This is a genomic window from Streptomyces sp. NPDC005281, from assembly GCF_040607495.1.
GTDB lineage: Bacteria > Actinomycetota > Actinomycetes > Streptomycetales > Streptomycetaceae > Streptomyces.
Genome location: NZ_JBEXGX010000028.1, coordinates 95,811 through 107,954 on the forward strand (window position 1 = coordinate 95,811; position 12,144 = coordinate 107,954).

Below are 12,144 nucleotides of genomic sequence, written 5' to 3' on the forward strand. Positions count from 1 at the left end.
AGCGGGGGCCGGCCACTCAGTGAGTGGCCGGCCCCCGTTCGTCCGTTCGGGCAAGCGCCCGATCAGGGAAAGCCCTACCGGCACGGCATCCGGGTGCGGCAAGATCCTGGAATGGAGCGCGTACGTGATGTCACTGAACTTCCGAAGGCCCATCTGCACCTGCACTTCACCGGTTCGATGCGGCACACCACCCTGCTGGATCTCGCCGACAAGTACGGCGTACGGCTGCCGGACGCGCTGACCAGCGGGGAACCCCCGAAACTGCGGGCGACCGACGAGCGCGGCTGGTTCCGCTTCCAGCGCCTGTACGACGCCGCGCGGTCCTGCCTCAGAGAGCCCGAGGACATCCAGCGCCTGGTCCGCGAGGCCGCCGAGGAGGACGTGAAGGACGGCTCGGGCTGGCTGGAGATCCAGGTCGACCCGACCTCGTACGCCCCTCGTCTGGGCGGTCTGATCCCGGCTCTCGAGGTCATCCTGGACGCGGTCGACTCGGCCGTGCGGGAGACCGGGCTCGGGATGCGCGTCCTGGTGGCCGCCAACCGGATGAAGCACCCCCTGGACGCCCGCACGCTGGCCCGGCTCGCCGTGCGGTACGCGGACCGGGGGATCGTCGGTTTCGGACTCTCCAACGACGAGCGGCGGGGCATGGCGCGGGACTTCGACCGGGCCTTCGCCATCGCGCGTGAGGGCGGCCTGCTGTCCGCGCCGCACGGCGGCGAGCTGACCGGGCCCTCCTCGGTCCGCGACTGCCTGGACGACCTGCACGCCTCCCGGATCGGCCACGGGGTGCGGGCCGCCGAGGACCCGCGGCTGCTGAAGCGCCTCGCGGACCGCGGGGTGACCTGTGAGGTCTGCCCAGCCTCGAACGTCGCCCTGGGCGTCTACGAGAAGCACTCCGATGTCCCCCTGCGCACTCTGTTCGAAGCCGGCGTCCCGATGGCCCTCGGCGCCGACGATCCGCTGCTCTTCGGTTCCCGGCTCGCCGCCCAGTACGAGATCGCCCGCCGCCACCACGCCTTCACGGACCAGGAACTGGCCGAGCTGGCCCGGCAGTCCATCCGCGCCTCGGCCGCGCCCCAGGACGTCCGGGCGAAACTGCTGTCCGGCGTCGACGACTGGCTGACCTCCTAGTCGACGACCGGCTGACGGCCTGTCCGCCGCATCAGGCCCCCCGCTGGCCCGCCGTATCAAGCCCCCGCGGGCCCCGCCGGGTCCCTGGGCGCGATCCCGGCGAGCAGGGTGCGGGCGAGCGCCGGGGCGAACGTGTCCAGGGGCGGCGGAGTGCCGTCCTGGGTGGCGTCGTAGGCGAACGCCCGCTGCGCGCAGGCACCCAGGAGAAGGGAGGCGGCCGCGTACGTGTCGGTGTCCGGGTGGACGCGCCCGGCGCGCTGCTCCGCCAGCAGATAGGCGGCGAGGCCCCGGATGGGCAGGTGCGGACCCGCGTCCATGGCCCGCATGGCCTCGTCATGGCGGCGCTTGAGCTGCGTCTCCGCGTACAAGGAGGCGGCGATCGGGAAACTCTGCTCATAGAAGAGGGCAGCCTGGCGGGCGATCTCCGTGAGGTTCTCCTCCAGTGAGTGCTCGCGCGGTTCGGCCGTCAGCCGCTCCAGGAGCGGGTTCAGCCGCGGCAGCCGCTCATGGAGGACCCGGATGAACAGCTCTTCCTTGCTCGCGAAGTACTTGTAGAGCGCCGCCTCGGAGCAGCCGGCCGCCCTGGCGATCTCCTTGGTGGTGACGCGGGAGAGGCCGAGCGTGAGCATGAGCTCGTGCGCCGCGTCGAGGATACGGATCCTGGCCGGTTTCGACGGCGTGGTCTCCGTGGCGGATTTCTGCTGCATGGGGCCCAAGGATTCCATGACTCGCCCTTATGGGGTTGACGGGTGGGTGAGTACTTACTCACTCTAGAGGGAGCAGGGGTGAGTGAACACTCACCCACCTCGACATCCACCCGACCAGCATTCATCCAACCCATCTCCATCTCATGCGGAGCAGGTCATGAAACTCACCGTTCTGGGTGCCACCGGAGGCATCGGCCAGGAGATCGTCCGCCAGGCCCTGGGCGCGGGCCACCAGGTCACGGCGGTCGTACGCGACCCCGCGCGGCTCACCGTCACGGGCGCAGGTCTTGAGGTCTTCCGCGCGGACCTCACCGATCCGGGCCCGCTGCGCCCCGCCGTCGCGGGCCGGCACGCGGTCCTGTCCGGCCTCGGCGCGCGCAGCCGCAAGGACGCCGGGGTCGCGGCCCGGCTCACCCGTACGGTGCTGGGCGCCATGGAGGCGGAGCAGGTGCGGCGGCTGCTGGTGGTCAGCGCGGCCCCGGTCGGGCCCGGCCCCGAGAACGACACGCTCCTCGACCGCGCGATGCTGGGTCTGATCTCGGCCCTCCTGAAGGACGTCTACACCGACCTTCGGGAGATGGAGAGCGAGCTGGCGGCCAGCGCCACGGACTGGACCGTCGTCCGTCCGCCCCGGCTCCAGAACAAGCCGGTGACCGGCTCGTACCGCACGGTCGTCGGAGGCTTCCCGCCCAAGGGCCGTTTCATCGCGCGCGCCGACGTGGCCCACGCGATGCTGGGCATGATCGACGACACGGGGACCGTGAAGCAGGGGGTGGGCATCGCCTACTAGGCGTGCCCACGTGGCCGGGGCTCGCCTACTGGACGTGCCCACCTGGCCTGGGCGGGGGCTCGCCCACTGGACGTGCTGCCCACCTGGCCCGGGCGGGTCCCCGAGGAGTCCTCGGGGACACCCCGGAGCTTCAGCGGACGTGTCCCGGGGCTTCGGCGCCTCTCAGAGGCTCGCGTTCACCGTCACCGGCTCGTTGACGAGAGTGATCCCGAAGGCGTCGTACACACCGGAGACGACTTCGCGGGCCAGCGCGAGGAGGTCCTCGGTGGTGGCCCCGCCCCGGTTGGTCAGGGCCAGGGTGTGCTTGGTGGAGATGCGCGCGCGCCCGGTTCCGTAGCCCTTGGTGAAGCCCGACTTGTCGATCAGCCAGGCCGCGGAGGTCTTGGTGTGGCCCCCACCGGCCGGGTACGCCGGCGCCATCGCATCGGCGCCGAGCCGCTCCCGCACGCGCGCGTGGAAGGCGGCGAACGCCTCGTCCGTGAGGATCGGGTTGGTGAAGAACGATCCGGCGGACCAGGTGTCGTGATCCTCGGGGTCGAGCACCATGCCCTTCCCGGCACGCAGCTTCAGAACGGTCTCGCGGGCGGCGTCGAGGGGCACCCGGTCGCCGGGCTCCACGCCGAGCGCACGGGCCGTCTCGGCGTACTTGACCGGCGCCGACAGCCCCCGCGCGTCCTCCAGGCCGAACCGCACCCGCAGCACGACATGGCGCTCGGGATCGGCCTTGAAGCGGCTGTGGCGGTACGAGAACTCGCACTCGGCGTTGGTCAGCGTGACCGTCTCGCGTGTCTTCCGGTCGTAGGCGATCACTTCGGTGATCGTCGACGACACTTCCTGGCCGTACGCGCCCACGTTCTGGATCGGCGTCGCACCGGCGCAGCCGGGGATGCCCGCGAGGCACTCGATCCCGGCCAGCCCTGCCTCGACGGAGCGGGCGACCGCGTCGGTCCACACCTCGCCCGCGGCCAGCTCCAGCCTCGTACCGTCGAGGGAGAAGCCCTTCGTGGCGATGCTCAGGGCGGTCCCGTCGAAGCCCTTGTCGCCGATGACCAGGTTCGAGCCGCCGCCGATGAGCAGCAGCGGCGTACCGGCGTCGTCGGCCTCGCGCACGGCGGCGATCACCTCGGCGTCGGTCGTGGCGGTGATGAGCCGGGTCGCGGGCCCGCCCAGCCGGAAGGTGGTCAGCGGGGCGAGGGGCGTGTCGTGGAGTTCCTGCACAGGCCCAAGACTACGAGACGGCACTGACGGCTCCGGGCGCACGGGGTGATGCGGGTGTCGTGGGGCGGTGTCGGTCGACGGGAACGCGCGTGCGGCCCCGCCTTGGTCGACGGGACCGTACGCGTGCGAACCGACATTCAGCGGCTTGCGGTCTCCAGCACCGGGGCCGACCCGGCAGAGCCGGACCGGGCCGCGTCCGCCGCGTTCCGAGCGGTGCGATGCCCGGCCGGGATCACCAGGGCGGCGATTCCGGCGACGGCCACGACCGCGGAGCCGGTGATCAACGCGGGCCGCAGTCCGTCCACGAAGGCCTGGCCGGACTCGTATCCGCCCTGGGCGGCGAAGATCGACGACATGATCGCGATGCCGAGGGCACCGCCCACCTCGCGCAGCGCGTTGTTGGCGCCGGAGGCGATGCCCTGCTCCTGCGGGCGGACGCTGGACATGACCAGGTTGGCGGCCGGGGCGAAGTACAGCGCCATGCCGACACCGCTGATGATCAGAGCCGGCAACTGAGCGCCGTAGGAGGCGTGGGCGGTGGCCACGACCGCCATGTAGCCGAGGCCGACGGCCTGGAAGAAGAGGCCCGCCGCGACGACCGGGCGGCCGCCGATGCGATCGGACAGGATGCCCGCGATCGGCGCGACCAGCATCGGCATACCGGTCCAGGGAAGCATCCGCAGCCCCGCCTCGGTCGGCGAGTAGCCGAGCACGCCCTGCATGTACTGGCTGAGCAGGAAGATCGAGCCGAACATCCCGAGGAACATCAGCAGGCTGGCCGCGTTGATCCCGGCGAAGGCGCGGGACCGGAAGAGCCGCATCGGGAGCATCGGGTTCTTGGCCCGGGTGCCGTGGACGACGAAGCCGATGAGCAGCGCGCCGCCCGCGAACAGGCCGGTCAGGACGAACGGACTGGTCCAGCCGTCGGCGGGCCCGCGGACCAGACCGTAGACGATCCCGAAGAGGCCGCCGCTGGCGAGCAGGGTGCCCGGGAAGTCGAGCCGGGCGCCGGCGCCGAACGACTCGGACAGCCGCAGCCGGGCGAGCGGAAGCACGGCGAGGCCCAGCGGCACGTTCAGCCAGAAGATCCAGTGCCAGGAGACGTGTTCGGTGAGGCTGCCGCCGATGAGGGGCCCGGAGGCGACCGCGAGTCCGTTGACGGCGCCCCAGATCCCGTACGCCATCCCGCGCTTGGCAGCGGGAACCGCGGCCGTCAGCAGGGTCAGGGTCAACGGCATCATGATCGCCGCGCCGACGCCCTGGACCGCGCGGGCGGCGATCAGCGAGTCGATGCCGGGGGCCATGGCCGCGGCGGCGGAGGCGCCGGTGAAGACGCTCAGGCCGATCAGGAAGAGCCTGCGGCGGCCGAACCGGTCACCGAGCGCCGCGCCGAACATCAGCAGGACGGCGAAGGTGAGCGTGTAGGCGCTCACGGTCCATTCCAGGTCGCCCAGCGCTCCCCCGAGATCCTTGCGGATGGAGGGCAGCGCGGTGGTGACGACGAGATTGTCGAGGGCCGCCATGAATCCGGCGACGCTCGTGATGAGAAGGGCCCACCCGGCTCCACCGCGACGCGCGGCCGGTTCCCGTACTGCGTCTGTTGTCTTTGTCGTCCGCTGAGACATCGCTCCCCCTGAGCGTGATGTGGCCATTGATGGTTAGTTATCGATGACTAACTTTTATAGACATGAAAAGGCGCCGAACTCCGCCTTCTCGCTCGCTCTACTTCTCCAGCCGGCCCGTGATCCGCGCCGACGGGTAGAGCCCTTCCCAGACCCTGTGCTCGGGCGGGAACCCCATCGCCACCAGGCAGTTGATGAGCATTCCGTACGCCATGAAGGTCGTCGTCCCGTCCACGTCGGCCCCGAGCGGCACGTGAACCGCGTCCCAGAGCCGCATCCAGCCGGCCCGGACCGCCTCACCCAACTCGTGATCGCCGGCCTCCTCGGCTGCCGCCACCGCGACGTACGTCTGCATCTGCATGAGCAGCCGTTCCGGATGCTCCGCGATGACTCGGACGTAGGCGTTCGCCATGGCATGCAGGGCCTCTTCGCCCTCCAGCCCTTCGGCGGCCCCCACCATGGTCTGCCGGGCGAGCTCCATGCAGTGTTCCGTGGCCGCCAAGAAGATCGCCCTCTTGCCCGGGAAGAGCCTGAAGAGATACGGCTGCGAGACACCCACGCGGCGGGCGATCGCCTCGGTGGACGTGCCGTGGTAGCCACCGCGGGCGAACTCGCTCATCGCCGCACGGATGACGCTCTCGCGCCTCTCCTCTGCGCTCATCCTGACCATTCGACTAAGTTAGTACTCAATCACTAACTTAGTCAAGGGTGGGTGGGGGCTGGTGGGGAGCGTCTGCCGCGGTCGGGCGCCGACACGTAAGGGGCGCCTGTCGTGGACGGGCGCCCCTTACGTGGTCGCGGTACGTGGTTACGCGGGCCTGCGGAGTGTGGACGTGGACGTCCGGAGACCCTGGATGTTCCTGGGCCCTGAGGTTGGCCAGCCGTGTGACCGGCTGACCCCTGAGGCCAGGAAGCAGTACGCCCGGCTGGACCCTGAGGGCAGGCCAGCCGTATGCCGGCTGAGCCCAGAGGCCGGGCCAGCAGTGCGACCGGCTCAACCGCGAGGTCAAGCCAGTCGTACGACCGCTCGCGACATACCGAGCACCTTCTGGCCGGAGCTGGTCGCCGTGAGGTCGACGCGGACGGTGTTGTCGTCGAGCTTGGCGGCGACCTTGCCGCTGACCTCGACGGTGGCGCCCTTGTCGTCGTTCGGGACGACGACGGGCTTGGTGAAGCGGACCCCGTACTCGACAACGGCCCCCGGGTCGCCCGCCCAGTCGGTCACGACGCGGATCGCCTCGGCCATGGTGAACATGCCGTGCGCGATGACGTCGGGAAGGCCCACCTCGACCGCGAACTTCTCGTTCCAGTGGATCGGGTTGAAGTCCCCGGAGGCCCCCGCGTACTGCACGAGCGTGGCCCGCGTCACGGAGAACGTCTGGGCCGGCAGCTCGGTGCCGACCTCCACGTCCGCGTAAGAGATCTTCGCCGCCATGTCAGCCCACCTCCGCAGCGCGGGAAACGAGCTTCGTGACAGCCGTCACCACATGCTCGCCCGCCTCGTCGTGGACCTCGCCACGGATGTCCAGGATGTCGTTGCCCGCGAGGGACTTGATCGACTCGATCGTCGAGGTGACCGTGAGCCGGTCGCCCGCGCGCACCGGGCGGGTATAGGCGAACTTCTGGTCGCCGTGCACCACCCTGCTGTAGTCGAGGCCCAAAAGCGGGTCCTGGACGACCTGGCCCGCGGCCTTGAACGTGATGGCGAACACAAAAGTGGGCGGAGCGATCACGTCAGGGTGACCGAGAGCACGTGCGGTCTCGGGGTCCGTGTACGCAGGGTTGCTGTCCCCCACGGCCTCGGCGAACTCGCGGATCTTCTCCCGACCGACCTCGTAGGGGTCGGTGGGCGGGTAGGACCGTCCCACGAAGGACTGGTCGAGCGCCATGGGCTCGGCACCTCCTGGTTGTCTTCGCCGCGTCTGTCGTCTTCGCCGCGGTGGTTGTCTTCGCTGCGCCGGGTGCCTTCACCGCGCCGGGTGCATGCACTGCGTGCGCATGCGGGTCGTCGCAGTTGCCCGTCATCCAGCCGTCCGTCGTCCGGCTGCCCGTCGTCCGGCTGCCCGTGGTCCGGCTGCCCGTGGTCACGGTTACCGATCGTCACGGTTGGCCGGTCGTACGGTTGGCCTGTCATCAGGGTCGGCTGGTCATCAGGGGCGCCGGGTTGTCGGTTGTCGCAGCGGGACCGGCCGTTTGGCCGGACGGCCCATCTTCGCTCGAAAACGCCGGTACGCCTATGACGCCCGGTCCGCGCCGGACATCGGTTCCACAACGACGCGAGGCCGCCCCCCGTGAAGGGGACGGCCTCGTGTACGAGCCTGAATTATCGCGTTTCGCGGTGCGCGGTGTGCGCATTGCAACGCGGGCAGTGCTTCTTCATCTCCAGTCGGTCCGGGTCGTTACGCCGGTTCTTCTTGGTGATGTAGTTCCGCTCCTTGCACTCCACGCAGGCCAGCGTGATCTTCGGGCGGACGTCGGTGGCAGCCACAGGAGTGCTCCTTGACGAACGGATGGGACATTAACGCATAGAAGAGTAGCCGATCGAAGGGCAGACCCCACAATCGGCTACCGTCAGTAGCGGTGACCGGACTTGAACCGGTGACACAGCGATTATGAGCCGCTTGCTCTACCGACTGAGCTACACCGCTTTGATGTGATCGGCCCCGCCTTGCGACGGGGACTCTCACACCAGAGCCCCAATACGGAATCGAACCGTAGACCTTCTCCTTACCATGGAGACGCTCTACCGACTGAGCTATTGGGGCGAGCGATGAAGACATTACACGGTCCGCCGCCGATCGCCCAAATCCGTTTCGCGGCACCCGCCCGGCCCTGATCACAGGCGTTTCCCCGGCCGTTCCCGGAAGCCATCACCCGCCCCTCTGGACCCCCGGATCACAGACCGTTACGCGGTCACGGAGCTCCGGTGGCCCGCGGCGCGAACCGGGATCGGAACCTGGGTCTGGACCGGGATCTGGGCCGGGACCAGGACCTGGATCTGGATCTGGTCCTGGGCCTGGACCGGGTGTGGCCGGTGCGGAGGGGCTGGGCGCGGAGGTGGCCGGCGCCGGGAAGCGGGAAGCCGGGAGGCCGGGAAGCCTGCGAGCCCCGGGCCCCGAGCTAGGAGCCCAGAGCCCAGCGGAGGGGCAACCCGTGGCGAAGGTGGCTGGTCCCCCGCCGCTCGACGGGCCACGCCGGTACGACTATTGCGCTCCTCCCTGACGTCGACGGGTCACCGCCCTAGGCTCGACTCACGCTGCGTGATCTTGTGTCGCCACGCTCCGCAGTCGTCCCTCCCGCAGCCGCCCCCGAGCCACAGGAGCGCGATGCCCGACAGTCAGCAGCAGCCGCCCCACTCCCCCTCGGGGCAGACCGACACGGCCGCTCTCCTGCTGTGCGGGGCGCGGCTCACAGACGGCCGGACCGTGGACGTACGGCTGGGCGGCGGTCGTATCGAGGCGGTGGGCACCGCGGGAAGCCTGGCGGCGGGCGCCTCGGGGGCTCTCGCCGCGAGGATGGACCTCGACGGGTATCTCCTCCTGCCGGCCCCCGCCGAGGCCCACGCGCACAGCGACACGGCCCTGACGGCCGACGGCCACGGACCCGTCGCGTACGGCGAACGGGCGATCCGGCGCCGGGCCACCGAGGCGGCACTGCTGCAACTCGGGCACGGGGCCACGGCTTTGCGGTCCCATGTGCGCGTCGGTGACGTACAGGGGCTGGACGCGCTGGCGGCGGTGCTCGAGGTACGGCGGTCGCTGCGGGGCCTCGCCGAACTGGCGACGGTCGCGATGCCACGGGTGCTGACCGGGGCGGCCGGCGCCGACGGGCTGGCCATGCTGCGGGACGCTCTGAAGATGGGCGCCTCCGCGGTGGGCGGCTGCCCGGACGCCGACCCCGATCCGACGGGATACGTCGAGGCCGTACTGGAACTCGCCTCCGAACACGGCTGTCCGGTCGATCTGCACACCGACGCCTCCGATCCCGCCCGGCTCGCCCGGCTCGCCGCCATGGCGGGCGGACTGCGGCCCGGAGTGACCCTCGGCCCGTGCGGTGGGCTCGGCCGGCTGCCCACCGAGGTGGCCTCCCGCGCCGCGGACCAGCTCGCCGCGGCCGGGGTGACGGTGGTGTGCCTGCCGCAGGGCGGCTGCGGCTCGGCCGACCGGCGCGACGCCGCTCCCGTACGGCTGCTGCGGGCGGCCGGCGTACGGGTCGCGGCGGGCAGCGGCGCCCTGCGTGACGTGTCCAACCCCGTGGGACGCGGAGACCCGCTGGAGGCCGCGTACTTGCTGGCCTCCCGGTACGGGCTGCGCCCCAAGGAGGCTTACGACACGGTGAGTTGCTCCGCCCGGGCCGCCCTCGGGCTGCCCGAGGTACGCGTGGAGGCGGGATTCCCGGCCGAGTTGCTCGCCGTACGCGGGGATGGGCTGGCGGGGGCGCTGTCCCTCGCGTACAGCCGGATCGTGATCCACCGCGGGCGCGTGGTGGCGCGGACGAGCGCGGTGCGGGAGTACTGCGACTCGGTGGCCGAGTCCGGACCGGAACTGCCCCGGCAAGGACGGGAAGAGCCGTCCTAGCCGGGTTCTGCGGCCTCTGGTCCTTCTCAGAGGCCGCAGAAGACCGCATCTGACCGCAGCAGGCCACGGAGGGGCCGGTCGCAAATGAGCCAGTCGCGAGGGGTCGGTCACGGTCGGGGCCGGCCACAGTTGGGGCCGCTCACGGTCGGGGCCGGTCAGGGAACCGGTCGGTGCCGGTGTCCTGGAACCGCCGTCAGAGGCCGCCGCCCATGAACGCGCCGCCCAGCGGGCTGCTCCCGGGAACCTTGTCGACGGGGATCTCGGTGGCTCCGGACGGCGCGCTGACGTCGCCCGCCTCGGAGAACTTCAGCACCAGAGGCAGTTTGGTCTTCTCCGGGCTGTCGGCGAGGACGGCCAGGTCGATCCTGATCTGCCGGAGGTCGCCGTTCTTCAGGGTGAAGTCGACGGCGGCCTTCTTGTCCGGCGCGTCCTTGAGGTCCTTGGCGGTGGGGAGTTCCGCGCCCGGCGGAAGGTCGCCCTGCAACGGACGGAGCTTGTCGAAGACGCCGGTCAGCAGGTCGCGGACGTTGCCCGTGGCGACGACGTGCTCGACGCCGTCGGCACCGCCCTTGGTACGGAACTTGACGTCACGGCCGACGACGACGCGTACGGCGTCGAGCACCTTCTTCTGGGTCTTCGCGTCGATCTCCCCGGCACCGGCGGACCCCTTCGAGGAGCCCCCGGCGGCCTTCCCCGCACGCTCCAGCTCCTTGGTGTCGACCTTCACCCAGTCGCCTTCGAGGACCTTCCTGAACTCCTTCTCGCTCGGCGGGAGATCGTCGGCCGACGGCATGGGAACACCCATCGCCTTGCCGATGGCCTTCATGTTGCTGCGGTAATACATGAAGTCGCCGACGACCCGGTACTCGACCAGGACACCGTCGGTCCCCGTGACCTTCATGCTCATCCCGACGAGGTCCTTCTGACCCGAATCCGCCAGCTTCTTCCTGGACTTGACGGAGACGTCGACCCGCAACCCGCTGACGAACTTCGCGAACTGCGGCGGAAGGGCTTCGTCGGGACCGCCCTTGCCCGCAAGGGCGTCGATCGCGGCCGCGTCGGCGTCCAGGTCCAACTGGAAGGCCAGCGACTTCTTTTCGCCGAGGCGGCCGACGGCGTGGTCCACCTTCTGCCCGGCGGTGAGGTTCTGGACCGTGCCGCAGGCGGCCGCCGCGGTGAGGAGGACAGCGGTACAGCCGACCGCGGTGACGGACTTGCGTATGACGGTGATGATGGTCTCCTCGTACAACGCCGCACGGATCCGCACGGCGTTCCTTCGTTCGCGTGTTCACTCGTTCCGACGCGTTCTCGCGGCGATCACCCACGCGTTCACAGTGATCACCCATGTGACTCATGAGTGGTGCACAGGGTTGTGCGGCGAACGCGGTCATCCGGGCGTACGGTCGGAAACATGCGCATTGTCATCGCTGGTGGTCATGGTCAGATCGCGCTACGGCTGGAGCGGCTGCTCTCAGCGCGCGGGGACGAGGTCGCGGGGATCATCCGCCGTGCCGAACAGGGGGACGATCTTCGGGCGGCCGGCGCCGAGCCGGTCCTGTGCGATCTGGAGTCGGCATCGGTCGAGGAGGTCGCCGCGCATCTACAGGGCGCGGACGCGGCCGTCTTCGCGGCGGGCGCGGGACCGGGCAGCGGTGCGGACCGCAAGCAGACGGTGGACAAGGGCGCCGCGATCCTGTTCGCGGACGCCGCCGAGCGCGCGGGCGTACGCCGGCACGTGGTCGTCTCCTCGATGGGCGCGGACCCGGCTCACCCGGGCGACGACATCTTCGACGCGTACCTGCGCGCCAAGGGCGAGGCCGACGAGTACGTACGCGGCCGTGCGGGCCTGGACTGGACGATCCTGCGCCCCGGCGGCCTGATCGACGACGCCGGGACCGGCCTCGTACGTCTGGAAGCCTCGACCGGCCGCGGCATGATCCCCCGCGACGACGTCGCCGCCGTCCTCGCCGAACTGGTCGACACCCCGGCCACCACGGGACTGACCCTGGAAGCCATCAGCGGCTCGACACCGATCTCGGTCGCGGTGAAGTCGGTGGCGGGCAACTAGCGCGGGCTGCGGTCGCGGTGAAGTCGGCCGC

The 12,144-nt window shown here is 70.5% G+C and carries 12 protein-coding genes and 2 tRNA genes; 4 read left to right on the forward strand and 10 right to left on the reverse strand.

Going from position 1 to position 12,144, the window contains the following annotated elements:
- The first annotated feature begins 111 nt into the window (after nt 1-111).
- The gene (locus ABZV42_RS31940; protein WP_355987548.1) at nt 112-1,131 is read left to right on the forward strand and encodes an adenosine deaminase; all 1,020 of its coding nucleotides are present in this window, start codon (nt 112-114) and stop codon (nt 1,129-1,131) included.
- 56 nt (nt 1,132-1,187) lie between these two features.
- Here the strand turns inward: ABZV42_RS31940 and ABZV42_RS31945 are convergent, their stop codons facing one another.
- Complete coding sequence (locus ABZV42_RS31945) at nt 1,188-1,838, reverse strand: helix-turn-helix domain-containing protein (RefSeq protein ID WP_355987545.1); 651 nt, start codon at nt 1,836-1,838, stop codon at nt 1,188-1,190.
- Nucleotides 1,839-1,995: 157 nt separating this feature from the next.
- Between ABZV42_RS31945 and ABZV42_RS31950 the strand changes: the two genes are divergently transcribed.
- Nucleotides 1,996-2,628 carry an NAD(P)H-binding protein gene (locus tag ABZV42_RS31950; RefSeq protein WP_355987542.1) on the forward strand — a complete coding sequence of 211 codons (633 nt, stop codon included), beginning with the start codon at nt 1,996-1,998 and terminating at the stop codon, nt 2,626-2,628.
- A 162-nt stretch (nt 2,629-2,790) separates the two neighbouring features.
- Here the strand turns inward: ABZV42_RS31950 and ABZV42_RS31955 are convergent, their stop codons facing one another.
- The 8 genes from ABZV42_RS31955 to ABZV42_RS31990 form a co-directional block, all read right to left on the reverse strand.
- Complete coding sequence (locus ABZV42_RS31955) at nt 2,791-3,846, reverse strand: UDP-N-acetylmuramate dehydrogenase (RefSeq protein WP_355987540.1); 1,056 nt, start codon at nt 3,844-3,846, stop codon at nt 2,791-2,793.
- Nucleotides 3,847-3,983: 137 nt separating this feature from the next.
- Nucleotides 3,984-5,471, reverse strand: coding sequence for a DHA2 family efflux MFS transporter permease subunit (locus tag ABZV42_RS31960; RefSeq protein WP_355987538.1), 1,488 nt, complete (start codon nt 5,469-5,471; stop codon nt 3,984-3,986).
- 97 nt (nt 5,472-5,568) lie between these two features.
- Nucleotides 5,569-6,138: a helix-turn-helix domain-containing protein gene (locus tag ABZV42_RS31965; RefSeq protein WP_355987536.1), complete on the reverse strand. Its 570-nt coding sequence runs from the start codon at nt 6,136-6,138 to the stop codon at nt 5,569-5,571.
- Nucleotides 6,139-6,474: 336 nt separating this feature from the next.
- On the reverse strand, nt 6,475-6,903 hold the full coding sequence (locus ABZV42_RS31970) for a MaoC family dehydratase (RefSeq protein ID WP_355987533.1): 429 nt from the start codon (nt 6,901-6,903) through the stop codon (nt 6,475-6,477).
- 1 nt (nt 6,904) lies between these two features.
- Complete coding sequence (locus ABZV42_RS31975) at nt 6,905-7,357, reverse strand: MaoC family dehydratase N-terminal domain-containing protein (RefSeq protein WP_355987531.1); 453 nt, start codon at nt 7,355-7,357, stop codon at nt 6,905-6,907.
- Nucleotides 7,358-7,791: 434 nt separating this feature from the next.
- Nucleotides 7,792-7,956 carry a 50S ribosomal protein L33 gene (gene rpmG / locus ABZV42_RS31980; RefSeq protein ID WP_004571794.1) on the reverse strand — a complete coding sequence of 55 codons (165 nt, stop codon included), beginning with the start codon at nt 7,954-7,956 and terminating at the stop codon, nt 7,792-7,794.
- Between the two features lie 87 nt (nt 7,957-8,043).
- Nucleotides 8,044-8,116: transfer RNA gene (locus ABZV42_RS31985), tRNA-Met, on the reverse strand.
- 44 nt (nt 8,117-8,160) lie between these two features.
- Nucleotides 8,161-8,233, reverse strand: a tRNA-Thr gene (locus ABZV42_RS31990).
- A 561-nt stretch (nt 8,234-8,794) separates the two neighbouring features.
- Between ABZV42_RS31990 and ABZV42_RS31995 the strand changes: the two genes are divergently transcribed.
- Nucleotides 8,795-10,045, forward strand: coding sequence for an amidohydrolase family protein (locus ABZV42_RS31995; protein ID WP_355987529.1), 1,251 nt, complete (start codon nt 8,795-8,797; stop codon nt 10,043-10,045).
- A 193-nt stretch (nt 10,046-10,238) separates the two neighbouring features.
- Here ABZV42_RS31995 and ABZV42_RS32000 read toward each other — a convergent pair whose 3' ends face one another.
- Nucleotides 10,239-11,312, reverse strand: coding sequence for a hypothetical protein (locus tag ABZV42_RS32000; RefSeq protein WP_355987527.1), 1,074 nt, complete (start codon nt 11,310-11,312; stop codon nt 10,239-10,241).
- A 144-nt stretch (nt 11,313-11,456) separates the two neighbouring features.
- On the opposite strand from ABZV42_RS32000, the gene ABZV42_RS32005 reads away from it, so the two are divergent.
- Nucleotides 11,457-12,113, forward strand: coding sequence for an SDR family oxidoreductase (locus tag ABZV42_RS32005; protein ID WP_339130912.1), 657 nt, complete (start codon nt 11,457-11,459; stop codon nt 12,111-12,113).
- Nucleotides 12,114-12,144: the final 31 nt, after the last annotated feature.